This window comes from Lactiplantibacillus xiangfangensis (genome assembly GCF_001438845.1).
GTDB classification, from domain to species: Bacteria; Bacillota; Bacilli; order Lactobacillales; family Lactobacillaceae; genus Lactiplantibacillus; species Lactiplantibacillus xiangfangensis.
The window spans coordinates 305,984-332,850 of the sequence record NZ_JQCL01000057.1; the positions used below are offsets into that span (position 1 = coordinate 305,984).

Sequence of the window (26,867 nt, forward strand, 5' to 3'; positions counted from 1 at the left end):
AGGCGGTCAGAGTTAGTGTGCAGTGGTGCTGACTGTCGAAGCAAAAAACTTGAAAGGTTAGGCGAGTGCCCAAGTATGGATGGCGTGTGCCACCCCGTCTTCAACGTTAGTTTTAGTTTCGTACTTTGCGATTTGCTTGGCTTCTGGAATAGCATTGCCCATGGCGACACTGTTAGTGGCGTATTTGAGCATGCTGAGGTCGTTACCTTGGTCCCCAATGGCCATGACTTCGTCGGCAGAATAATGGAGGTATTCTGCCAGCATCTTCAACGCGTTGCCTTTACTTGCTTTATTGTTGAGAATTTCTAGGAAGTAAGGCGCGGAGCGAACGATGTGGTAACGGTCGTAAAAATCGGCTGGGATTTTTTTAATCGCGGCTTCTAGCAGAGTTGGATCGTCAACGACCATGGCTTTGACGATTGGCAAGTCTGGGCGCATTTCTTCCGGCGTCCGGTAGCGAATTTGCATGTTGACGAGGGAACTTTCGCCGACCGTGTAAGGACTGATGTCGCGGTTAGCCGTGTAAATGTGGTCTTCACTCTCAACGTGACAATGAACGTTGAGCTTGCGGCTTAAGGCTTCGATGTCGATGTAGTCTTCGTGCGACAGTGTCAGACTGGTAATGATCTTGCCGGTCACGGTTTGTGCCATCGAGCCGTTGAAGGTGATGACGTAATTGTCGTCACCGCTTAAGCCCAACTGTTCTAAGAAGGGGGTCACGCCGCTCAGCGGGCGACCGGTACAGATGACGACCTTTACGCCCTGCGCGTGGGCATCGTGAACCGCTTGGATGGTTGCGGGATTCAATTCGCTGTGTTCATTGAGCAACGTGCCATCCATATCGATGGCGATTAACTTAACTGACATAATAGTTTCCTCCAGGTTAGTTGGGTAAAATTAGGCGATCATTTAAAATATATTTCTGAAACTCTTGATAGATTGGCTTGAACAGGTCGCTTTCGGCGTCCTTACTGAGCATTTCTTTCGGGAAGAAGAAGCGTTGGTCCCCGGATACTTTACCCGTAATGGCCCGCACGAGGTCGCTGACGGTCGACAATTCGAGTAAGGAACCATCTTTTTGCATCAGCTCAATTTGGGTCCGCGGTTTTTTCATCTTGGGATCGTAGGCATCGTACGGCAAGTCGTAACTATCATTAGTATCAGTATAGTAGTGACTGTCGAAACCGGCCTGTTCAATTAATTGCTGTAAATCAGGAATTAACGGCTGTGTCAGGTGGTCAACGCGGGCGGACTTTAACGGACGCCGGTCTAAGAAACGGGTAGCTAGGTCTGCTAGGATGCTGTCCCGGCTGTCACGCCAATGGTTGAAGTACGTGTTGAGGACGCCATCATCCAGCCGCAAATAATCATGTAACGTAAAGTTGTTATTGAAAAACGGCAACAACATGTGCGGCGTTGCTTCGGCATCGCTTGCGTGACTTTGATAAAGGTCGTTAGCGCGTTCTAGGAGGTGATCCAAGATGACTTCCATGGATCGGGAGACTGGATGAAAGTAGACCTGCATGTACATCTGAAACCGGCTGACAATGTAATCTTCCACGGCGTGCATACCTTCCATCATGAAGGTGATGCCACCTTGGTAGGGCCGCATGACCCGCAAGATCCGCGTCAAATCAAAGTTCCCGTAGTTCGTCCCCGTAAAATAGGAGTCCCGTAAGAGGTAGTCCATCCGATCGGCGTCGATTTGACTGGAAATCATCTGCACAACCTGGGGATTGGGATACGTTTTTTGAATCACGGCCGCGACTTGTTCGGGAAAGTCGGGTGCGACTCTGCGTAGTACTTGGTTGACTTCGGTTTCGGGCGACGTAATGATTTGTGCGGTGATGGCCTCGTGGTCGGTGTGGAAAATATGTTCAAACGTGTGCGAATACGGGCCGTGTCCGATGTCATGCAGTAGTGCGGCGCACAAAGCCACTAACCGCTCGTTGTCGTCCCAACCGCCGTCACCGGGGGTCTTCGTGGGATAGTTACGGGCAAAGTTGTCACAGATGCGCCGGGTCACTTCGTAAACGCCCAGGCAGTGCCCGAAGCGGGAATGTTCTGCGCCGTGAAAAGTCAGCGACGTGGTCCCAAGTTGTTTGATCCGGCGGAGCCGTTGAAATTCGGACGTGTTGATCAAGTCTAGGATGACTTGATGTTGAACGTAAACGTAATCGTGGACGGGGTCGCGAAAGACCTTCTCCATGGGTAATAATTGTTGGCGGTAAGTCAAAAAAATTCCTCCGTTCGTTAACGCAAGCGTTGCTGACGGCGTTGCATTTGTTGGTAAGCCTGAGCTAAGTGGGCTTGAAATTCTGGTTCCTCGGTGAGTAACGGTAGGGTCGTCGTGTCAACCGTTCCAAATTGTGCCAGAACGTGGCTGAATTGGTGCTGAGCAGCGGTCACGCTCAACGGTGTGTTAAGCTTTGCACTCACGGTTGTCATGACCGTGGGATCAATATCTGGAAACCGGTCGTCCGTTTTCCCAGCGAGACCGGTCTGATAAAATTGCTGAATCAGTTGGCTACGACTCGTCTGGTCGCCGTTGATACTGACGTACAGCATGATGACCAGTGCGTCGGCGGTGCGCCGTTGTGACATGCCCGCAATTTTTTGACCATCAATGCTCAGGTCATAATCACCGGGACAGTACGAGCGGGTGATCTCACCGGTGGTAATCACGAGGGTGGGCCACACCGCTTGGACGTACTTGGTCATCAGTTGGTAGGCGTCCGTAATGGAATAGTCACTACGGTTAGCGGGCAAGAAGAGCGAGACGTTGAGCACGCCGTCATCCGCGACCACGGCGAGACCACCTGAATTGCGTAGCAAGGTCTGATAACCGGCCTGCTGAAGTCCCGTTAAACTGGTCGCTAGTTGTGGTAACTGCTGATCTAACAGCCCTAAAATAACGGTCTGCGAGAGCTGCCAAAAGTGAACGATTGGTTGTTGGCGTTCCGCAGTCAGCCAGAGTAGCGCGTTCGTATACGCAAAGCTATCAAGCATCGCGGCTGATTCATAATGTTGACTTAAAGTTGCAATGGTTGGTTGCGTCAATGGATTCACCCCGTTTAGACATCAGTTTCACCCTTAATTATACTCGAATTGCCACTACGGCGCAGGTCGAGCTAGACGATAGGTTGATTTTTAGTTATTTTAAGATGAATGGCTTATAATTAAGATGACGTTTGAAGGCGCAAGCGCAGTCGCGTGCAACGCACAACAAACTTGGAGATAATGGACGTATCGAGTCGTGCGGATACGTCCAGTAATTAGGAGGAAAAAGTTATGGATGATTTAACAACCGGAGTACCCGTAGCCATTCATTTAGAGACGCAGGCTCTTCAAGACGGCGATACGGCCAACTATGCGTTAGATGTTGATGGTCAGCTGGTTCAAATGGGCGGGGCATTTTACTTACGCTACAAGGAAGTCAATGATGATGCACCTGAACCCATTCCGGTGACGATCAAACTCGCCAATAATGGTGACGTGGTCTTGACGCGCAGTGCAACGAACCGGTTGCGATTACACTTTGCGAACGGAAAACGGGTGCGCGCACACTACCAAACACCGATGGGGATGCTCCCCGTTGAGACGGTGACGCCGATGTTACAAGTGCGGCTTCGTGAGCGGCCATTTTCCGGTGAAGTCAACGTTAATTACGACTTATATGCGGGTGAACAGCTGGTTGGTAACTACAAGTTGAGATTGCAATTCACGGCCTGATTTGGTATGATGAACTGTAAACTGTGGAAAGGACGTGCACCAGTTTGGAACTTAAACAATTTGATGGACAAAAAAAGTCCGAATTATCTTTAATCGAGGTTGCGCATGCGATCTTATCACAACATGGTGATGCGATGGCGTTTGCCGATTTAACCAATGCTGTGCAATCATATTTAGGTAAAAGCGACGAAGAAATTCGGGAGCGTTTATCACAATTTTATACCGATCTGAACATCGACGGTAGTTTCATTTCCCTCGGTGACAATATGTGGGGCTTGCGTGCATGGTACCCATTTGAATCCATTGACGAAGCCGTTATCCATACCGATGACGACGAAGATGATGATCGGCCAAAGCGTAAGAAGCGTAAGAAAGTTAACGCATTCTTAGCTGACGCTGGGGATGATGACGACGTGATCGATTACGATGACGACGATCCCGAAGACGATGACAATTATGATGATGACGATTCTGAGAGTGACGATGACGACGATTCAGAAGGCAAAGGCAAGTACGATGAATTAGCCGGCGTTGATGATAGTGACGATGACGCTGCTGACGAAACGTTACCCGACGGCATTGAAGGCCAATTATCCGAGTTAAATGACGACGATGATGATGACTTTGATGACGACGATGAAGACGAAAATAAATAAGCTTCTCGAGATTCAACCTTGACGAAAAGGCAATCTCCTTGTATTATCTTAATTGGGCTCTCTGGTAGAAATACCCGAGACAAACGAACGTAATTAGCTCCCTATTTCTTTTGGAATAGGGAGTTTTCTTTATTTAGCCAAACCCCACGAAATAAATCTTTAAGGAGTTATCACATGACCAAATATATTTTTGTAACTGGTGGCGTTGTTTCATCAATTGGTAAAGGGATTGTCGCAGCCTCATTGGGTCGATTATTGAAGAACCGGGGCTTAAAAGTCACCATTCAAAAGTTTGATCCATACATCAACGTTGATCCTGGTACGATGAGTCCTTATCAACACGGTGAAGTTTTTGTGACGGATGATGGTACGGAAACCGACTTGGACTTAGGACACTACGAACGGTTTATCGACATTAACTTAAACAAGTATTCCAACGTTACGACGGGTAAGATTTATTCAGAAGTTCTGCAAAAAGAACGTCGGGGAGATTATTTAGGCGCGACGGTTCAAGTTATTCCACATATTACGAATGCGATCAAAGAAAAAATCATGCGGGCCGGGACCACTACTGATTCCGACATCGTAATCACTGAAATTGGTGGGACCGTTGGGGATATTGAATCCTTACCATTCATTGAAGCCTTACGTCAGATGAAGAGTGATCTGGGTTCTGACAACGTCTTCTACATTCACACGACCTTGATTCCTTACTTGAAGGCCGCTGGTGAAATGAAGACGAAGCCAACCCAACATTCTGTTAAAGAATTGCGGAGTTATGGGATTCAACCGAACATGCTAGTTGTTCGGACTGAAAAGCCAATCACGCGGGAAATGCGGAATAAGATTGCGTCCTTCTGTGACGTTGAACCCGAAGCCGTTATTGAATCCTTAGACGTTAAGACAATTTATTCAATTCCATTGAACGTTAAAAAGCAAAATATGGATTCAATCGTCTTGGACCACTTTGGTATCAAGGCACCAGAAGCTGATATGAGCGAGTGGGAAGACCTTGAACATCACGTGCAACACTTATCACGGACGATCAAGATCGCCTTGGTCGGGAAGTACGTGGCGTTACAAGACGCTTATATTTCTGTGACCGAAGCTTTGAAGCATGCTGGCTACACGGATGATGCTGAAATCGAATTGAACAAGATTTCCGCTGAAGACGTGACACCAGATAACGTTCAGGACTTACTGGGCGATGCTGATGGTATCTTGGTTCCCGGTGGCTTCGGTGACCGTGGGATCGAAGGTAAGATTACGGCCATTCAATACGCGCGTGAAAACGACGTGCCATTCTTAGGGATTTGTTTAGGGATGCAAATGGCCAGTGTTGAATTTGCCCGCAACGTCTTAGGATTAAAGGATGCCAACTCGGCAGAAATCGATCCAAATACGCCAGATAACATTATTGATTTGATGGCGGATCAAGAAGACGTTGAAGACATGGGTGGAACGCAACGTTTAGGTGCTTACCCTTGCAAGTTGAAGCCAGGAACGGTTGCAGCGAAGGCTTACCATAATGAAGAAGTTGTTATGGAACGTCACCGTCACCGTTATGAATTCAACAACGCCTACCGTGAAGCAATGAAAGCAAAGGGCTTAGTCTTCTCTGGGACTTCGCCTGACAATCGTTTGGTGGAAGTGATCGAATTACCTAAGAAACGCTTCTTCGTCGGTTGCCAATATCATCCAGAATTCTTGTCACGGCCAAACCGCCCAGAAGGCTTATTCAAAGCCTTCATCGACGCTGCCAATACGACCGGCAAAGCAAAATAAGTTAGCTTAGTTAGATGAAGCACTCAAGTATATGACTTGGGTGCTTTTTTAGCGATAGCACAAATTTTGTGACTTAAAGTAATCAAGCGTGTCGCTAATTTAGTTGGCAGGCAACAGTAATATAGAAACAATTGATATGCTATCAGGCTATTACCAATTTTGATTAAATAGTAGTGATATTTATTTAAACAAAAAATTTTTCCGAGTGTTACCGCTTGCAAATTGATGATATATGTAGATTCTTGTCCTCTTAGACGCCCCTCAAATAATTAACGGCTTGAATGTTTGCCGTGTCACTCTTATAATATATTTATTAATTCACTTATATAAATAAGTCTGTCCGATAGATGATAAAGATGGTGAAACTTTTTACTTTGATAGAGGTTAAAAGTGTGTAATGGTTTAAAAGGAAACATAGCAAAGATACGGGGAAGAATCCGTTGAAAGCACAACTGGTTTTTAAGGGTGTTGTACCAGCTAATGGCAATACCGATAAGCAAAGCAATCATTGAAAATTAATTGTCCGAACTGGTCTTTTGAAGATTGTCAGCTTGACAATTAAATTGAGCGCGGGGGATTCATCGTCGTTGAAAAAGGAGCGGGAAAATTTGAAACAAAAAATAGCAAATCAATCAATCAAGAAGAATTTCATTTTATACAAGGGCCATACGGGTTGGAAAATCAAGACCCGTTTATTTGGGACGTTATTAGTTGGTCTTTCCGCGATGACTATCGCAGAAAGTGTAGGAACGGTTAACGCCCATGCCGCAACGGAAGCATCACCATCTGAGGATGCTTCTCCGGCACCAGCACCGAAAACGACTGGGACTGCGACACTTAAAGGTAGTAATACTGATGAAACGCCATCAAGCCAAGAATCAAGTAGCCAAGAATCCGGTAGCCAAGCACCAGCAAGCCAAGAATCCGGTAGCCAGGCATCAGGCAGTCAAGTACCCGCAAGTAGCCAGGAATCCGGTAGCCAAGCACCAGCAAGTCAGGAACCGGTAAGTCAAGCACCGACAAACAAAGAATCAGGCAGCCAAGCACCTGCGAACAAGAAATCAGGTAGCCAGGCATCTGCAAGTGAAGAGTTAACGATCCAAGCACCAGCAAGCCGAAGATTAGCAACACGAGCGCTTGCAGCTAACCTATCAATTGCCCCAGCGTCTATGCGGATTGCACCAGAGAGCTTTTCGCTTGATAGTGTGGCAACTGATACAACTAATGATGCTGCGACTTATCAAACGTTAACGCCGGGTCAAACAGTTGAAGTTGGCAAGACGGATGGCTCTGGAGTGACGTTATCTGGTAGTCAAGTGCTGGATCACTTTACGAATACGGTCCAAAACTACAGTAGCGCAACAATCACACCTGAAGTTACTGCAGCGAATACAGTGACGTCCCCGGCTGATGCTAATGGCGTTTGGCAGTTGACGACTAATGGTAAGCATCCTTACATCGATCCAGATCACCCACAGTATCCCACGACGGCTACTGGTCCCCAAGTTGCCCATGTTTCTTTTGAAAACGACATTGATTTTGAACATAATTTTACCATGACTGGTGCGTTAGGTATTGGGACAAAAGCTTTAGGCGGAGCTGATGGTGTTGGTATTGTTTTCGCACCCGGTGACCCGAAACATGCAACGGAAGGCAAGAAAGGTGGCAATTTAGGCTTAGGTGGCTTGGATAACGCATTTGCCTTCGTTTATGATGATCATCATAACGATGGTACAGATGACACCAAAGTTGTTGACCCTGGTTCAGGTGCTTACTTTGGTTGGCGGTCGACTGATGCCAATGGTGCCATTCAAAATGTTACTAACTCAAATGATTGGAAAGCTGCTAACGCACTTAGCTTAAATGATCGGGTAGTCAATCCACTTAATAATTTCACGATGACCTATGACGCAGGGACAAAACTGTTATCAATAACTATTGGTGGTCAAGAATTTACACGAACAATTTCTGACACCTCAACTGGATATTCAATTTCAATTGCTGCTTCAACTGGACAAGATAAGAATGATTACTCCGCCAAAATTGACAGCTTTACCTACACGCCAAAGACAGCTTCAGTGAATGTCACCGTGGCTGATACTACGGTCGGAGATACACAAGTAAGTACTACTACGCCAGTCACTGCAAACATTGGGGATACAATTTATGTATTTTCAACGAAGGCCGCAGCGGAACGAGCAGTAGCCGCAGACTCAAACCTGGATCCTAAATTGGTTACGGTAATTCCTGCAAGTACGACTAACAATGTTTATGTTATCGATGGTGACAAGGCCGCTACCGGCAATGGGGCGGTCCACTATATCAATGACGACTCAAGCATTGCCGATGGGGCGTACTACAGTTACACCGTGACCGGGGATGCTAGCCAAGCCTTGACTGTTCCTATTAGTCAAGCCTTTACAGCCAACGTTACGCCAGTTGATTCAGTGACTGGAGATCCCATTCCTGGCATGGACCCTATTCAAGTGAATTCGGTTGCCGGTAAATCAGTTGTTATTCAAGTGCCTGGTTATACCCCTGTGACCGTTAAGCTGGATGCCCCCGCTGCTGGTGAAACAGTGGTCAATGAGAAAGTGAAGATTAACACGGGTACGACACCATCGACAGCAACTGATGTCGCAAATCCGATTGAACATTATTACACGGCTGCTGGTGAGACAATTGATGGGACACCAGTTACTGCTAATGTGACGGTAGGGACGAATCAATCCGTTACGGATGCCCTCAATGCAACACCAATCGGTGAAGATGGTAAACCTGTCACGGACGGTAGCACGCCAGCCTACACTTGGTCGACGGTTTCTAATGCCAGTGCCACGGACTCTACAGATTCTACGGCACCTCAGGATAGTAAGAGTATCTTGGTCCCAACGAAGGTAACGCTTGATAAATGGTTGCAGAAGGCTAAAGATAACCAAGCCAAGGCGGACGACTACCAAAAGAAAACGCAAGCTGTTTATGATAAATTTGTTGGCTTAACGGGGATTACACAGGAGCAGAAGGCCGCCGCACAGCAACTCTTGGATTCTGTTAATGACATGTATGCTCAACTTTCGACAGATAATGCCACGGCTAAGGATGCCTTGCAGGCCGCCGAAGATGCTACGGACCCAGAGACAATCTTTGAAAAGGGTCAAGCCGGGTATGGTGCTTTAGCTAACATGGATGACACCATGACGACGTTCCAAAATGATCTGGATAACCTGACTGCAACTAATGATGCCACGGTGGCAAGCTTAGCGACCTTTATTTCCTGGTCACGGGATTACGGCCAAACTTTAGGCTTCCCAGATGTGACCGTTGGTGATGGATTTGGCGCAACGTTGACTCAAGCTCAAAAGGATGGTTTTAACAATCCGGATTACTACTACTATGTTAATGCTACAGATTCGGATACCCACGTCACGCCTAAAGATGCCGGGACCTATTACTTCAAGTTGACGGACGATGGACGTACTTATCTTAAGAGCTTGACCACTAATACTAATGCTGGTCTTTACACGTCGGCAGCGCTCACGATTAATCCGGTTGATGTGACGCCAACCCTTACTGATTCTAGTCTGCAATATGGCGGTGTTGCCGGCATATTACCATTAGCCAATATCAACTATCATCTGGGTACGGTGGCTGGTGATGATGATCCGGCGCTTAAAATTACTCAGGACGATTTTGAAATTGACGATGCCAATAACAATAAGGTCGAAATCAACCAGTTGCAAGTCGGTGGCAAGTATACGATTCGTTATACCAATGATGCTCAGGCTACCTTGAAGGCCGATAAGAATTACAATTTCACGTTTGACAAGACCAGCACGGCCACATTGACTGTGACACCACGGGAAGTTTTGATTGTTGCTGCAAATGTCAAGAAGACTTATGGCGACACTGATCCAGCAGCTCTGAGCTTGGACAATGATTCTGCCAAAGCTGCTTTAGTCAACGGTGATGACGTCTCTAGTCTTGGCGCCAATCTGACGCGGGAAACTGGCGAAAATGCTGGTAGCTATAAGATCTCCGGTACCGCCACGGCAAACAAGAACTATGCCGTAACGGTTAGGGATGGGAAATTTACTATTGCTCAAAAGGCAATCACGGTAAAGGCAAATAACGTCAGTGTCGATTATGACGGCACGGCCCATCAAGTTGACCAATTAGGTTTCACGATTCCAGATGGTGCGTTAGTTGGCACCGATACGGCGGCCGATTTGGATGTGACGTTGACACCAAGCGCTGAAACCAACGCTGGCACGTATACCATTTCGGGTACCTCAACAGCAGCGAACTATGCCGTTACTGTCGAAGATGGAACTTTAACCATTGCTCAAAAAGCTGCCACGGTTACTGCCAATGCTGCTACCGTGGGGTATGGTGATGCTTTACCAACGCTTACGGTAACTAACAGCGATACGGGCTTAAAGACCACACTCGATAATACTGATTTTGAAATTTTTGATAACAAGGCAAAAGCAGTTGCTACAGGTCAGTTGCAAGCCGGTGGCGACTACACGATTCGATTGACTCAGGCGGCCCAAGACAGTTTGAATACTGCCAATCCTAACTACAAGCTTAGCTTTGGTACAGATGTATTGACTGTTAACAAGAAGCCAATTACGGTACAAATTAATAATGTCGATGCCACTTACGATGGTGCAGCACATGGTGCAAATGGCTTTAGCATTTCAAAGGACGATAAGTTAGTTGATGGCGACAGCGATGATGCACTCGGTGTAACTCTTGATCCAATTTCTGAGACTGATGCTGGGACGTATACGATTACTGGGAAGACCGATTCAGCGAACTATGACGTTACTGTCAATGATGGAACTTTAACCATTGCTCAAAAAGCTGCCACGATTACTGCCGATGCTGCTACCGTGGGCTATGGTAATGCTTTACCAACGCTTACGGTAACTAACAGCGATACGGGCTTAAAGACCACACTCGATAATACTGATTTTGAAATTTTTGATAACAAGGCAAACGCGGTTGCTACGGGTCAGTTGCAAGCCGGTGGCGACTACACGATTCGATTGACTCAGGCGGCCCAAGGCAGTTTGACCAAAGACAATCCTAACTACAAGCTTAGCTTTGGTGAGAACAAGCTGACCGTTACGCAACGGGCAATTACGGTTCACATTGAAGATGGTGGCAAGGATTATGGTGTTACGACCGATCCAGCCTTGACGTTTACTATTCCAGCAACCACTGCCGCAGGTCAAACTAACGGTACGTTGGTTGATCCAGATACTCAGGATGCACTAGGAGTGACGTTAACTCGGGAAAATGGGAACGACGCCGGTTCTTACAATATTACTGGGACAGCCTCCAATGATGGTAATTACAAGGTCTCCATTGAAAACGATGGGACCTTCACGATTGCACCGATTGCTGGAACTGCCACGGTTGCCGATACTAGTGTGGTTTACGGTGATGCCTTGTCAGATGATAAGGTAACGGTCAACGGAACAGACACTAGTGAACTTAGTGCGGACAATTTTGAGATTGTTGATACAAAGACAAAATCTGTTGTAACTGCTGACAAACTGCAAGTTAACGGAAGCTACACGGTGCAGTTGACACAAAAGGCTCAGGATGCTTTGAGCAAGGCTAACCCTAACTATACTCTCAGCTTTGCTGCGGGTGGATTGACCGTAACAAAGCGGCCAATTACTGTACAGGTTAATAATGTTACTACCACTTATGATGGCAAGGCGCATGGTGCGAATGGTTTCGTCGTTGCAACGGATGTGTCGAATAACGCGTTAGTCGATGGTGACAGTGATAATGCGCTTGGCGTTACTCTGAATCCAATTTCTGAGACTGATGCTGGGACATATACGATTACTGGAAAAGCTGATTCAGCGAACTATGATGTAACGCTTAAAGATGGGGCGCTGAATATTACCCAAGCGGACGGAAACGTGGTCGTAACGGGGACTAGTGTCGTTTATGGTGATTCATTGCCAAGCCTGTTGGTCTCGGTTCATGGGGCGGCTGCTATTGAGATGAGCGCGGACAATTTCGAGATTGTCGATACAAAGACAAAATCTATTGTGACCGCTGATAAACTACAAGTTAACGGAACCTATACGGTGCAGTTGACGAAAGTAGCTCAAAATAAGTTAAGCAAGGATAACAGCAACTACAAACTTAGTTTTGGTACGGATGCTGCTTTGACTGTGACTAAGCGGCCAATTACGGTACAAATTAATAATGTTACTACCACTTACGATGGTGCAGTGCATGGCTCAAATGGCTTCATCGTTGCAACGGATGTGCCGAATAACGCGTTAGTCGATGGCGACAGCAATGGTGCACTTAGTGTTACTCTGAATCCAATTTCTGAGACTAATGTTGGATCATATACGATTTCTGGGAAGGCTGATTCAGCAAACTATGATGTAACGCTTAAAGATGGCGCACTGAATATTACCCAAGCGGACGGAAACGTGGCCGTAACGGGGACTAGTGTCGTTTATGGTGATTCATTGCCAAGCTTGTCAGTCTCAGTTAATGGGGCAGCTGATAGTGAGTTGAGTGCGGACAATTTCGAGATTGTTGATACAAAGACAAACGCTGTTGTGACTGCTGATAAACTACAAGTTAACGGAAGTTACAAGGTGCGGTTGACACAAAAGGCTCAGGATACTTTGAGCGATGCTAATAGCAACTACAAACTCAGCTTTGGTACAGATGCTGCTTTGACCGTAACCAAGCGGCCAATTACGGTGCAAATTAATAATGTCGAGACCACTTACGATGGTACAGCGCATGGCTCAAATGGCTTCAGCATTGCCAAGGACGATAAGCTAGTCGATGGCGACAACGATGATGCGCTCAGTATTACTCTGAATCCAATTTCTGAAACTAATGTTGGGTCGTATACGATTACTGGGAAGAATGATTCAGCAAACTACGATGTAACCCTTAAAGATGGAACGCTGAAGATTGATCAAAAGGCTGGTAACGTAGCCGTAACGGGGACTAGCGTAGTTTATGGTGATTCGTTGCCAAGCTTGTTGGTTTCGGTTAATGGTGCGACGGCTAATAAACTTAGTGCGGACAGTTTCGAGATTGTCGATACCAAGACCAAATCTGTGGTAACTGCCAGTCAATTACAAGCTGGTGGTAGCTACACGGTACAGTTGACACAAAAAGCTCAGGATACTTTGAGCGATGCTAATGGCAACTACAACCTTAGTTTTGGCACAGATGTATTAACCGTAACTAAGCGGCCTGTCACAGTTCAAGTTTCCGACCAACAATCTTATGCAGGTGAAGCTAACCCGCAAAACGATGCGAAATTAACAAGTGGTGCGTTTAAGGATGGCGAAGGGGTAACTGACCTGAACTTAACTTACAGCGAACCAACCAATCCTGCTGTCGGAAGTTACACGATTGATGCAACTAACGGAAATGCTAATTATGATGTGAAGGTTCTTTCTGGTCAGTTAACAGTTTTAGGCAAGGAAAAAGATGCGGCTGGCACTACGACAATCACTGAAAAAGATTCAGCTGGCAACGTGGTCAAGATTGATAAGCAGTGGCCAGATGGTAGCCACACGACGTACACTTATGATCCAGCGACAGATAAGCGGACTGTAAGTGAGCAAAAGGATGGCAAACCAGTTGGCGAACAGGAACTTAACCCTGCGCCAGCTAAGGTAACGCTGTCTGATGATACCAATACAAGCACGACCGTTACGCTTGATCCTGAAACCAAACAGCCAGTGTTTGAACACGACACGACGCAGACGGCTGGCGACACGACCACGACGAAAGACGCCGATGGTAATGTCGTTAAAGTAGTCAAGCAATGGCCAGACGGTAACCAAACGACTTACACTTACGATCCAATTAGTGGGAACCGGGCAGTGACGGAACAAAAGGATGGCAAGCCAGTCGATCAGCAGAAGATTACGTCTGATGATGCAAAGACAACCTTGTCAAGTGGTGATGACGTTAAAACTATCGTTGATACTGGGAAACCAGGGTCGCAACCAACGTTTGAACATGACACAACGCAGACGACGACCGATGATGCTGGCAACGTTACTGCCACGACGAAAGACGATGCTGGCAACGTTATTGATGTCACCAAGCAGTGGACCGATGGAAGTACGACGAAGTACACTTACGATCCAGCTACTGGTAAACAGAATGTGACGGAACAAAAGGATGGTAAGACAGTCGATCAAAAGACCATCATTCCCGATGCGCCGAAAGCAACCTTGTCGACCGGTAACGGTGTTGAAACCATTGTTAATGCGCCGAAACCAGGTGCGGAACCAACGTTTGATCATGAGACGACGCAGACAACGGGTGATACGACCACGACGAAAGACGCCAACGGAAACGTTATCAAAGTAGTTAAGCAGTGGCCCGATGATAGTCAAACGACTTACACCTACGATCCAGCTAGTGGGGATCGGACAGTGACGGAACAAAAGGATGGTAAGACAAACGCTCAGCCAATTGCAAAAGATACTAACAAAGCAACCGTATCTGCTGTAGATGGTGCTAAAACGATTGTTAATGCCGGACAACCAGGGTCACAGCCAACGTTTGAACATGACACAACGCAGACAACGAAAGATGATGCGGGTAACGTTACTGCTACAACGAAAGACGATGCTGGCAACGTCATTGATGTCACGAAGCAGTGGAACGATGGGAGTACAACTAAGTACACTTACGATCCAGCTACTAAGACGCAGACGGTAACGGAACAAAAGGATGGTAAGACGGTCGATAATAAGACCATTACCCCTGATGATCCGACGGCAACGTTGAAGAGTGGTGATGGTGTTAAAACTATCGTTGACGCTACGGAACCAGGTGCAGAACCAACGTTTGATCATGAGACGACGAAGACTGATGGTGATACGACCACGACGAAAGACGCCGATGGCAATGTCATTAAAGTAGTCAAGCAATGGCCAGACGATAGTCAAACGACTTACACTTACGATCCAACCACTGGTAACCGGACTGTGACGGAACAAAGAGACGGTAAGACCGTTGACCAGAAGACATTTGGGACCGACCCTGCGAAGGAAACGTTGGCAAGTGGCGATGGCGTTAAAACTATCGTTAATGCTGGGCAACCAGGGTCACAGCCAACGTTTGAACATGACACAACGCAGACAACGACCGACGATGCTGGTAACGTTACTGCTACAACGAAAGACGATGCTGGTAACGTTATTGATGTCACCAAGCAGTGGACCGATGGGAGTGCAACGACGTACACCTATGATCCAGCTACTAAGACGCAGACGGTAACAGAACAAAAGGATGGTAAGACGGTCGATCAAAAGACCATTACCCCTGATGCACCGAAAGCAACTTTGTCGACTGGTAACGGTGTTGAAACCATCGTTAATGCGCCGAAACCGGGTGCAGAACCAACGTTTGATCATGAGACGACAAAGACAACTGGTGATACGACCACGACGAAAGACGCCGATGGTAATGTCATCAAAGTAGTCAAGCAATGGCCAGACGATAGTCAAACGACCTACACTTACGATCCAACGACTGGTAACCGAACAGTAACGGAGCAAAAAGACGGTAAGACCGTTGATCAGAAGACATTCGGGACCAATCCTGCGACGGAAACGTTAGCAAGTGGTGATGGCGTTAAAACCATCGTTAATGCTGGAAAACCGGGAGCAGAACCAACGTTTGAGCATGATACAACCAAGACCACGACTGATAAGGCTGGTAACATTACGACCACGACGAAGGACGCTGGCGGCAATGTCATCGAGGTTACGAAGCAGTGGACCGATGGGAGTAAGACAATTTACACCTCTGATCCAACGACTGGTAAACAGACGGTGACTGAGCAAAAAGATGGTAAGACGGTCGATGAGAAGACCATTACACCTAATGCGAAAGCCACATTGGCAAGTGGTAATGGTGCTGAAACCATCGTGACTGCTGGGGAACCAGGCACAGAACCAACGTTTGAACATGATGCAACCAAGACCACGACAGATAAGTCCGGTAACGTTACGACCACGACCAAAGACGCCAATGGGAATGTTATCAAGGTTACTGAGCAGTGGACTGATGGGAGTGTGACGACTTACACTTACGATCCAGTCACCGGTAAACGAGTGGTTACGGAACAAAGAGATGGTAAGGTAGTTGATCAACAAACCATTGATCCTGATGCGACGAAAGCCACATTATCGAGCGGTGTTGGTGTTGAAACGATTGTGAACGCTGGGCAACCAGGGTCACAACCAACGTTTGAACATGAGACCATCAAGACCACAACTGATAAGTCTGGTAACGTTACTGCAACGACAACGGATGCCAATGGCAATGCTGTTAAAGTAGCAAAGCAGTGGACCGATGGGAGTAAGACGATTTACACTTACGATCCAGCTACTGGTAAGCGAACTGTTACGGAACAAAGAGACGGTAAGACGGTTGATCAACAAACGATCGATCCTAATGCCTCGCAAGCAACGTTAGTAGATGGTGCTGGTGGTAAAGTCATCGTCAACTTTGGTAAAGCTGGGGCAGAACCTTCCTTTACACGTCAACTTGCTGCTCAAACGGGTCGTCGCCAGGTAACGGTACAAAAAGCTGGTATCAACCAAGGCAAGCGTGCAAATAAGCAAGCGAAACCAGCGGATCAAGGTAAAAAGAATGTGCAGTCAGCAACTGCCAATGAAGTAGCGGGTGACGTTGCTGTAACTGGACGTGTGCGGTCGCAACAAAAGGCGAAGTCCAATCAGAAGCAAACAGAATTACCACAAACGGGTCAAAAGAATGAGAATGTATTGGCCGAAATAGGGGTAGTCTTGTTAGCACTGTTGGCAGTACCATTTATTCGTCGGCGCTCACATTAATTCGATTCATTAAAGGTTTTAGATAGATCCAAAAACCGTCCTGAGATTAAGGGCGGCTTTTGGGGTTCTACGATAAAGCGCATCTTGTTAATCAGGATGCGCTTTTCTTATACTGAATTTTAAGGAAGTTGTTTTTAATAATAAATATTTAAAACGATAATAAAAAACTATTGACTTTGATTGGCGAGTAGTTTAGATTAGAAGGCGTAATGAAAGCGCAACCATAATGGCTAGTAAACGAACGGCTTATTTAGAGAGCTAACGGTTAGTGGAAGTTAGTTAAGCTGGTTGGTTGAATCCACCATTTAGCGCTTGGTTTCGAAATAAGAAACCACGGTGAGGCGTTATACTCATTAGAGAATGCCGATGCATTAAATTGGGTGGTACCACGTTGATAATCAACGTCCCATAGTCTTAGTAACTAATTAAGACTATGGGACGTTTTACTTTTTTTAGGAGGTTTTATTATGTTAAATCCCAAATATATTCGTAACAATCCAGAACTGGTCAAGACTAAGTTACAAACGCGGAAGGTTGATCCCGCTGAAGTTGAAGAATACTTACAGTTAGATCGTCAAAACCGCGATGCGATTACCAAGGTCGAGGGGCTTAAACGTGAAAAGAATCAATTGACTCAGCAAGTTAGCCAAAGTGATCCTAAAACGGAAGCAGGACAAGCCCTGATTCAACAAATTAAAACCATTAACGGGGACATTAAGAGTACCGAAGCGGCCCAAACGGAAGTTAGTGAGCGCTTGAATTATTTGGCGATTCGCTTCCCGAACTTACCAGCCGATGACGTTCCCGTTGGCCCTGATGAAGATAGCAACGTTGAACAACGCAAGCATGGCGACATTCCCACTTTTGACTTCCAACCTAAAGCCCACTGGGAATTAGGTGAAAGCTTGGGCATTCTCGATTTTGATCGGGCGGCTAAAGTTTCTGGGGCACGCTTTGTTTATTATAAGGATGCCGGGGCGTTGCTAGAACGGGCCGTTTACAGCTTCATGCTTGACCTGCATACCCAGAAGCAGGGCTACCACGAAATTATTCCGCCATACTTGGTCAACGCGCAGACGATGTACGGAACGGGACAATTTCCTAAGTTCAAGGAAGACGTCTACACGGTTGAATCTTCGGGGATGACGTTGATTCCAACGGCGGAAGTTCCATTGACGAACTACTACGCCAATGAAATTTTAAGTGAGAATCAATTACCAACTTACTTCACCGCGATGACGCCGTGCTACCGCTCAGAAGCGGGGAGTGCTGGTCGGGATACGCGGGGCTTGATCCGGATGCACCAGTTCCACAAAGTTGAAATGGTGAAGTACTGTAAGCCGGAAGACTCATACGCAGAATTGGAAAAATTGACGGATAATGCGGAAGAAGTCTTACGTGAACTGGGCTTGGCCTACCACGTGATTGAGCTATCAACGGGTGATACGGGTTTCTCATCAGCTAAAACGTATGACGTTGAAGTGTGGATGCCAGAACAGGGTGTTTACCGTGAGATCAGCTCGTGTTCAAATTGCTTGGACTTCCAAGCACGACGGGCCATGATTCGTTACCGTAAAGCGGATGGCACGGTTGACTATGTCCACACCTTGAATGGCTCAGGCTTAGCCGTTGGTCGGACGGTTGCTGCGATATTGGAAAATTTCCAACAAGCGGATGGCTCGGTTAAAATCCCGGCAGTACTCCAACCTTACATGCATGGCATGACTGAAATAAAATAAAATTATTATGAGAATAAATTATTATTCTCATAATTAACATAACTAATAAATCCATTTATATCAATAGATTGACGTTTAGATAAATTATCATTTTAATCTAAATGCCAATCTATTTTAATTTGTGCAATTAATTTATTAGGGCTTGCAATTGAATTCACACGCGAAAATTCTCTATTGATGATAATCTTTTATCGTAAATGAAAGGGCTTCCAAAGATGAGAAAGTGATGCAGCTCACAATCCGGATATTGCGAATTTCATCTTTGAGACGACCCTTACGGAAAAAGTTAGGAGGAAATTAATCATGCAGATAATTTTGGGCGTACTAGTATTACTTAGTGTGATTGCGGTGATGACACTGTTCACCTTTAAAGCACCGCAAGGCCAAAAAGCAGTTAGTGCACTTTCGGGGGCTGCTTGCGCAACATTTTTACCACAAGCATTTTTAAGTTATGCCATTGGGGGCGTATTCCATATTGATTTTATTAAACAAATTGGGGACACCATGGGATCGTTAGGCGGATTGGCTGCAGGGGCGTTAGTCCCATTAGCCTTTGGGATCAATCCAGTATTTGCAGTTTTATTGGGGGTTTCCTTACTTAAAGTTAAATTGTTACCAGCATTTATTGCCGCTTACATTGTGTCATTCTTAATTAAAGAAATTCAGAAGCGGGTTACGGATGGTTTAGACCTTATTATTATCGTGTTAGTCGGCCCCGTCTTAGTTAATTTCATCGCAGGGTTAATTTCACCCGTAGTTTTAATGATTTTGAACACGATTGGTGGGACAATTGTGACAGCTACTAAGGGGAACCCATACGTTATGGGCGCGGTCTTAGGTGCAATTATTCCATTAGTCGGGATGACGCCATTATCATCAATGGTTTTGACCAGTTTGATTGGGTTGACCGGCGTGCCAATGGCAATCGGAGCGCTCGGTTGTACTGGAAACTCCTTCCTGAACTTTAGCTTCTTCCGGAAGTTGAAATTCGGTGACAACTCCACGACTTTAGCGGTGGCAATTGAACCGTTAACACAAATAGATATTATTGCAGCTAATCCAGTCCCAATCTTTGCTACCAACGCGGTGGCCGGGGCCATCAACGGAATCATCGTAACGGCCTTTGGATTGGTTATTAATGTGACCGGGATGGCGACCCCTTGGGCAGGCTTAATTGTCACCTTTGGGATGAATCCAGTTATGAAAGTTTTACTTGCGGTAGTCTTAATCTTTATTAACAGTACGATTTGGGCTTACGTTGGTGCCTGGGTATTTAAGAACTTCAAGATTCACACGGTTTCTGAAATTCGGGCTGACGATCAAACGGATGACTATCAAGCTGGTGTCGAAGCGAAAGCTTAAGCATCACGGTGATGATTTAGTAGGAGGATGACGACGATGACGGTTAACTATAAAAGTGTATTTGATATCATTGGTCCGATTATGATTGGACCATCTAGCTCACATACGGCTGGCGCCTGTGCGATTGGCCGCGCTGCCAACAGTATTTTTAAGGATAAGCCAATGGATATTGTTATTCATTATTACGAATCCTTTGCTCAGACGCATAAGGGGCACGGAACGGATTACGCCATTATCAGCGGTATCTTAGGTTTCGACCCGGATGACAGTCGGGTGCCATACGCGATTGGGTTGGCACGGGACCAAGGCATTAACATCACGTTCATCGAAGAACCTGGTGATAGTCCAATCAATCATCCTAACACCGCAATTATCGATTTGAAGAATGAGCATAAACAAGTGTCAGTCTCCGGTTGCTCCATCGGTGGTGGGACAATTGAAATTCGCGAGATTCATATGGATGGGTTTGACATTAAACCAAAGGGGCCACTTCCAATCCTGTTAGTTCAGGGGGGCGAAGATGACCATCAAAACGTCACTAAGCAATTAGCAGATTTAACTAAAGTGAATGCGCATCAACGTTATCAAACGACCAAGGGGAATATGTACGAATACGATTTGGATCGGCGTTTGAAACATGATGAGATTGAAAAGATGGCCAAAGATTATTCCAAGTTAGTTTACTTATAGGGGGTACGAAAGCATGTATATGAGTGTAGCGGATTTAGTCGCAGATTCAGTTGCGAAAAGTAAACCAGTCTATGAATTAATGATCGAACAAGAAATGGCCACTTCGAATTGTACGCGTGAAGAAGTTTGGCATACAATGAGCCGAAACTTGGACGTCATGGAAGCCGCCGTTAAAAAGGGCGCAACGGGTGATGGGGTTTACTCGACGACCGGTTTGACCGGGGGCGAAGCCGTCCTGCTTAAAAAGTACCGTCAAAAGGGAAAAACCTTATCTGGCGATACGATGATGCAAGCCGTTCAAAATGCCATTTCAACTAACGAAGTTAACGCTGCAATGGGGGTTGTCTGTGCGACACCGACGGCCGGATCAACGGGGACCTTGCCAGGTGTGATTTTCACCTTGAAAGACCGTTTGGATTTGAGCCGGGACCAAATGATTCAATTCCTATTTACAGCGGGCGCATATGGCATGGTCATCGCTAATAATGCCAGCATCGCTGGAGCCACTGGCGGCTGTCAGGCCGAAGTTGGGAGTGCCTCCGCAATGGGAGCCGCTGCCGCGGTTGAAATCGCTGGTGGGACTGCTGAACAGAGCTCTGAAGCCTTAGCCATGGCAATCAGTAACTTATTAGGGTTAGTTTGTGACCCCGTTGCGGGCTTGGTTGAATTACCTTGTGTTAAGCGGAACGCCATTGGGGTCGGTAACGCATTGATTGCAGCCGACATGGCTTTGGCTGGCTGTACGAATAAGATCCCCGCTGACGAGGTTATCGGCGCGATGGACCGGGTTGGTAAGGGACTACCGAAGGCGTTACGGGAAACTGGTTTGGGTGGCTTAGCGGCTACGCCAACTGGGATTCGGATGAAGATGAAGATCTTCGGTAAGACCCAAACGAAAGCTTAAAAAGTTTCTCAGGCAAGATGACGGCCACTAAAGCGGCCGTCATCTTTTTTATCAGGAAGCAGTGGAATTAATGCGAGCGGTTTTATTATTGTGATAAAATAGTATTAAATATCGTGATAATAAAATTTTAGCGTAGCAATAGTGAAAGACCTAGTGAGGTGACGGTCCATGGAAAAGACATTATCAATGAAACAGGCCTATGTCCGAGAGTTCATTCCCTTTGTTGATTTCTTAGCGGATATTTTAGGCCCCAATAGTGAAGTTGTATTAAATGATTTATTAGACTTGAACCATTCCGTAGTGGCCATTCGGAATTCACATATTTCGCATCGCAAAGTTGGCGATCCAGCTACCGACTTAGCCTTACGAACGATGAAGGCTGGTAAAACTGAAAAGCGCGATTACTTAGCAAACTACAAGGGTGTGACCCATGGAAAATATCCGATGCGGTCGTCAACTTACTTCTTGCGCTTAGATGGTGAAATCGTTGGGATGATTTGTATTAACACCGACGAGAGTGATCTGGATGAACTCCAACAGCAGGTCATTAAGATTATGCGCGATTACAAGCATTTAAACGCGCCAAATATTCATACGCCCAAAGCTGCCCCGGTCCAAGAAGAAGTCCACGACTCACCGGTCGCACCAGAACATTTGACCACGTCGATTACCGACTTAGCGCGTGAAGTCACCCAGACGGTCTGTGCGGAATACGGTGTGTCAGTTGAATACTTAAAACAAAACGAAAAGTTAGAAATTGTGCGGAACTTGTACCACCAAGGTTATTTCCTGTTGAAGGATTCGGTGAATGAAGTCGCGAAAGTGATCAAGGTTTCTGACCCGAGTGTTTACCGTTACTTACAGACGGTTAAGGATGAGGATAAAAACATTAATACTGACTAATGAAAAGACACCCTGCAGAATGGCTGCAGGGTGTCTTTTACGTTAGTGTTATTGTTTGAAGAACTACGACCGCTTTTTGAGGCTTAAGGTCATTGATGATGTTTCTGATTTTTTGGAGGGACGCACCTGTTGCGGATGTTTGGTACCCCATTCGTAGAGCCAGAAAAGCCAATAGGCAACGATCAATTGACCAACGATTAGAAGCGCACTGTTGGCCGTGATACCAGCGACGGCTACGATTAGTAACGGCATGACGATGGCATAACTAATAGGTAGGATACGTGCTGTGCGGACTGAAGCTTTCATCACTCCCAAGGCATACTGCAAATAGACGTTTAAAATAATGACCGCAACTAAGCAAAAGACAACGATATAATTACTTATCAGCATAATTCCCACCTCCGATATCTAAATTAGTTGCAGTATATCATAGATTTAAATGGGAAACAGGTATGAAAGAAAGCAGTGTTTATGAAAATATGATTAGACCGGCCTTTGGCGCTGGTTGCTGCAAAAACTTTCTATCAATTATTAAATATTATCATGTCAGCGTTAGGCGCACCCGTTTGAATTTCAGTTATCGATTGATTATTACCGTGATAAATCTCATTCATTTTTAACTTGCTCAAAGTAGTTGAAAGCCTTTACAGTCAACCGTTTAGCACGTGAATTCATGATTATTAGAAATTATCAAATTGGTTGCACGGTCTAAACGGAGCATTTTATATGATATGATATTGAGTAATCAATGGAGGTGAGGAATATGTTAACTGCCAAGCAAGTCAGACGCCGATTGCAATGTGAGTTAGTCACGATTGCCGACGATTACCAAGTTGATATTGAGGATCGGATGTATACCGAAGCCGAATATCAGGGATTGATGCACCTACTGTTAAATCTCCGCGAGTTGAATATGGACCCGGACAACGTGGGCCAGCTACTAGCGATTAATTAAAGAACTACCACAACAATATAATAAGGAAGTGATTATGATGACAGCCGATAGTCCGTCAGGCTCAATTCAGTCCAGAGAGTGCTAATGCCCAAATAACCTTTGCGCATTAGCACTTTTTGAATACATAAAATTCGGTTAGCTAGTCCGGTTGTCGCTGATAACATGCGGTCGTGGGACCGGGTCAAGCCTGAGAAACGTCTTGCCCCTCGCCCGGAGCGATTGCAAAATGCGCAATTGTCCCGGACCGTCCGTAGCCTAAGACCGAAAAATCATCGGTCAAAGGCTACCTTCACGACCGATGCTATCAGTGACAACCTCCGAGTAACCGACAGTGATAGCAATAGTAAGACTGTTTTGAGCGGGGTCGGTAATTTCAAATTAATTAACTTTTACTTCTTCACCTGAAAGTTAATTAATGCGCACAAATGTTAGGGGAGGAAGCATTTTATTGTGGGTTAACGGGGCCAAAAAAATGTGGAATCTTAATGAAAACGGTTAAATGGGAACAGTACAAGAATTTCTTGTTTAAAAAGATTACAGTTTCCTGATATTGGTTGTTTTTTCGGGCGACATTCTTTATTATGGTTAATGATTGTATGATACAGTGTGACACTTATTTAGCGAGGAAAGTTATGTTATGAAAAAAATGATTATCCATGGCGGAAAACGACTTTCTGGGGAATTAACGATCGGTGGCGCAAAAAATAGTACCGTCGCACTGATTCCTGCTGCGATTCTCGCAGATACTCCGGTCCGATTTGACACGGTTCCGCACATCCTTGACGTTCACAACTTAAAGATTATTCTAGAATCGATGAACGTCCATTCCACATTTGAAAATGATGTTTTAACCATTGATCCAACCCACATTGAAGAATCCGAATTACCAAGCCACGCAATTAAAAGTTTGCGGGCTTCATATTACTTTATGGGTGCCTTACTTGGGCGTTTTAACCGTGCTACGGTGACGTTCCCAGGTGGGGACAACATTGGGCCACGGCCCATTGACCAACACATTAAGGGCTTCAAAGCACTTGGTGCCAATGTCGTTGAAGAAAACGACTCTGTGTTTATCTCAACTGGTACGGAAGGCCTGCACGGTGCCCGCATCTTTTTAGACGTGGTTTCCGTTGGTGCCACGATTAATATTATCTTAGCGGCTGTTAAAGCCCATGGGACAACCACAATTGAAAACGCTGCAAAAGAACCCGAAATTATCGATTTAGCGACCTTTTTAAACAACATGGGTGCTAAGGTTCGGGGCGCTGGTACGGATGTTATCCGGATCGAAGGCGTTGATTCCTTGCGTTCACGGGCGACCCATACGATTATCCCTGATCGAATTGAAACGGGGACTTATTTATCGCTAGCGGCTGCGTTAGGTGACGGTATTTTGCTGAAGAATGTCATTCCAGAACATATGGAGTCCTTTACGGCTAAGATGATCGAGATGGGCGTTGACCTGCAGATCAATGAAGATAGCATTTACGTTCCACGCACGACTAATCTCGGACCAGTCCGGATTAAGACGGCGACCTATCCAGGTTTTGCAACCGACTTACAGCAACCCATTACGCCGCTATTATTACGGGCGACGGGCAACAGTGTTGTGATCGATACGATTTACCCACAACGAACCCAGCACATTGCGCAGTTGCGTAAAATGGGTGCGGACATTCACGTCCAGGACAACTTGATCGTGGTGGGACATTCTTCCCACTTACAAGGTGCTCACGTTGAGGCGGGCGAAATCCGCTCGGGAGCTGCATTAATGATTGCTGGCTTAGCGGCCAGTGGCACGACTGAAATCTCACGTGCTGACAATATTTTACGGGGTTACGATCGGGTAATCGAAAAGCTGCACACTTTAGGTGCGGACGTAGAAATTGCGGCGGATGAACAAATTTCTGAAGGCTAGACCGCGGTTACAAGCTAAAGAGAGCTGTGCTTATGGAAAAAATTTTAACGATGCACGACCTTGAGCAGAAAACGCTGAAGGAAATTTATACCTATGCACGCGACTATAAAATTCAGTATTATTCACAGATGAATAAGAAGGAATTATCGTTAGCCGTATTGCGAGAACAGGATAAAAAGCGTGGGTTTGTGCAAATGGAAGGCGTCTTGGAAATTATTGGCCAAGAGGGCTATGGTTTTTTGCGGCCAATTAACTACGGGCCGTCGCAAGAAGACATCTACATTTCACAATCTCAGATTCACCGGTTTGGATTACGGAACGGTGATTACGTTGCTGGCCAAGCACGTCCACCCAAGCCGAACGAGCGTTATTACGGGTTGATGCGTGTTGGAACGGTCAATGGTAAAAATCCCAATGACGCTAAGCAGCGGCCGCATTTTCCGGCGTTAACGCCGTTATATCCAGATCGACAGATTAAATTAACAACAACTAAGTCAATATTAGCCACCCGGTTAATTGATACGTTTGTTCCGATTGGGTTCGGACAACGGGGCTTGATTGTGGCGCCCCCTAAGGCCGGGAAAACGACGCTATTAAAAAATATCGCCAACGGAATTATGACTAATTATCCGGACGCTAAGTTAATTATGTTATTGATTGATGAACGTCCAGAAGAAGTGACCGACCTTGAACGCTCAATTAAGGGTGAAGTGGTCAGTTCAACTTTTGACCAGCAACCACAAAATCACGTGCGAGTTGCTGAGTTAGTCTTAGAACGGGCACGCCGGTTAGTTGAAGATAAGCAGGATGTGATTATTTTGTTGGATTCAATTACCCGTTTGACCCGGGCCTATAACTTAGTGATCCCATCAAGTGGTCGGACGCTTTCTGGTGGGTTAGATCCCACGGCCTTTTATAAGCCGAAGCGGTTCTTTGGTTCCGCACGGAATATCGAAGAGGGCGGAAGCCTGACGATTCTAGGGACGGCCTTAGTGGATACGGGCAGTCGTATGGACGATATGATTTATGAAGAGTTTAAGGGAACCGGGAATTCGGAATTGCAACTTTCACGAGAACTGGCAGAACGCCGGGTCTTCCCCGCGTTGGATTTGAAACAATCCAGCACGCGGAAGGAAGAGTTGTTGATTACGAAGCAGAAACTCGAACCGATTTGGCAGATTCGCCGGTCGATGAACGGGAATGCGTTAGAGTATACGGAGCAGTTACTACAATTCCTCCGGCATACGAAAACCAACGCCGAGTTTTTGCGTGATCTGGCGAGTTTAAAGTTTAGTGGTCAGTCATCGCGGCGACCGCGCCGCTCGTAAATCAAC

At 46.0% G+C, this 26,867-nt stretch carries 16 protein-coding genes and 1 other annotated feature; of the genes, 12 read left to right on the forward strand and 4 right to left on the reverse strand.

Annotated elements, in window-relative coordinates:
* Positions 1-57: 57 nt before the first annotated feature.
* The 3 genes from yidA to IV64_RS07010 are packed head-to-tail and all read right to left on the reverse strand — an operon-like array spanning position 58 to position 3,060.
* Positions 58-867: a sugar-phosphatase gene (gene yidA, locus IV64_RS07000; RefSeq protein WP_057706545.1), complete on the reverse strand. Its 810-nt coding sequence runs from the start codon at positions 865-867 to the stop codon at positions 58-60.
* Positions 868-883: 16 nt separating this feature from the next.
* Entirely contained in the window at positions 884-2,236 is a 1,353-nt protein-coding gene (locus tag IV64_RS07005; RefSeq protein ID WP_057706546.1) for an HD domain-containing protein, read from the reverse strand.
* 17 nt (positions 2,237-2,253) lie between these two features.
* Positions 2,254-3,060, reverse strand: a complete 807-nt coding sequence (locus IV64_RS07010) for a lipoate--protein ligase family protein (protein ID WP_057706547.1) — start codon at positions 3,058-3,060, stop codon at positions 2,254-2,256.
* 231 nt (positions 3,061-3,291) lie between these two features.
* Between IV64_RS07010 and IV64_RS07015 the strand changes: the two genes are divergently transcribed.
* From IV64_RS07015 to IV64_RS07055, 9 genes are all read left to right on the forward strand, one after another.
* Complete coding sequence (locus IV64_RS07015; protein WP_057706548.1) at positions 3,292-3,732, forward strand: YwiB family protein; 441 nt, start codon at positions 3,292-3,294, stop codon at positions 3,730-3,732.
* Positions 3,733-3,776: 44 nt separating this feature from the next.
* A complete protein-coding gene (rpoE, locus tag IV64_RS07020) occupies positions 3,777-4,388 on the forward strand; it encodes a DNA-directed RNA polymerase subunit delta (RefSeq protein ID WP_057706549.1) in 612 nt (203 codons plus the stop codon).
* Positions 4,389-4,562: 174 nt separating this feature from the next.
* Complete coding sequence (locus IV64_RS07025) at positions 4,563-6,173, forward strand: CTP synthase (protein ID WP_057706550.1); 1,611 nt, start codon at positions 4,563-4,565, stop codon at positions 6,171-6,173.
* Between the two features lie 608 nt (positions 6,174-6,781).
* Positions 6,782-17,062, forward strand: coding sequence for an MBG domain-containing protein (locus IV64_RS07030; protein ID WP_057706551.1), 10,281 nt, complete (start codon positions 6,782-6,784; stop codon positions 17,060-17,062).
* Positions 17,063-17,273: 211 nt separating this feature from the next.
* Positions 17,274-17,474: a binding site (T-box leader), on the forward strand.
* A 55-nt stretch (positions 17,475-17,529) separates the two neighbouring features.
* Positions 17,530-18,801 (forward strand): serine--tRNA ligase, encoded by a 1,272-nt coding sequence (gene serS, locus IV64_RS07035; RefSeq protein WP_057706552.1) that lies wholly within the window; start codon positions 17,530-17,532, stop codon positions 18,799-18,801.
* A 303-nt stretch (positions 18,802-19,104) separates the two neighbouring features.
* A complete protein-coding gene (locus IV64_RS07040) occupies positions 19,105-20,163 on the forward strand; it encodes a PTS sugar transporter subunit IIC (protein WP_057706553.1) in 1,059 nt (352 codons plus the stop codon).
* A 36-nt stretch (positions 20,164-20,199) separates the two neighbouring features.
* Positions 20,200-20,853, forward strand: coding sequence for an L-serine ammonia-lyase, iron-sulfur-dependent subunit beta (gene sdaAB / locus IV64_RS07045; RefSeq protein WP_057706554.1), 654 nt, complete (start codon positions 20,200-20,202; stop codon positions 20,851-20,853).
* 13 nt (positions 20,854-20,866) lie between these two features.
* On the forward strand, positions 20,867-21,757 hold the full coding sequence (sdaAA, locus tag IV64_RS07050) for an L-serine ammonia-lyase, iron-sulfur-dependent, subunit alpha (protein ID WP_057706555.1): 891 nt from the start codon (positions 20,867-20,869) through the stop codon (positions 21,755-21,757).
* A gap of 168 nt (positions 21,758-21,925) precedes the next feature.
* Positions 21,926-22,660, forward strand: a complete 735-nt coding sequence (locus IV64_RS07055) for a helix-turn-helix transcriptional regulator (protein ID WP_057706556.1) — start codon at positions 21,926-21,928, stop codon at positions 22,658-22,660.
* 63 nt (positions 22,661-22,723) lie between these two features.
* Here IV64_RS07055 and IV64_RS07060 read toward each other — a convergent pair whose 3' ends face one another.
* A complete protein-coding gene (locus tag IV64_RS07060; RefSeq protein ID WP_057706557.1) occupies positions 22,724-23,050 on the reverse strand; it encodes a hypothetical protein in 327 nt (108 codons plus the stop codon).
* A 373-nt stretch (positions 23,051-23,423) separates the two neighbouring features.
* On the opposite strand from IV64_RS07060, the gene IV64_RS07065 reads away from it, so the two are divergent.
* The 3 genes from IV64_RS07065 to rho all read left to right on the forward strand — a co-directional run bounded on the left by IV64_RS07065 (position 23,424) and on the right by rho (position 26,861).
* Positions 23,424-23,615, forward strand: coding sequence for a hypothetical protein (locus IV64_RS07065; protein ID WP_057706558.1), 192 nt, complete (start codon positions 23,424-23,426; stop codon positions 23,613-23,615).
* Between the two features lie 637 nt (positions 23,616-24,252).
* Complete coding sequence (locus IV64_RS07070; protein ID WP_057706559.1) at positions 24,253-25,533, forward strand: UDP-N-acetylglucosamine 1-carboxyvinyltransferase; 1,281 nt, start codon at positions 24,253-24,255, stop codon at positions 25,531-25,533.
* A gap of 32 nt (positions 25,534-25,565) precedes the next feature.
* Positions 25,566-26,861 (forward strand): transcription termination factor Rho, encoded by a 1,296-nt coding sequence (gene rho / locus IV64_RS07075; protein ID WP_057706560.1) that lies wholly within the window; start codon positions 25,566-25,568, stop codon positions 26,859-26,861.
* The last annotated feature ends 6 nt before the right edge of the window (positions 26,862-26,867 follow it).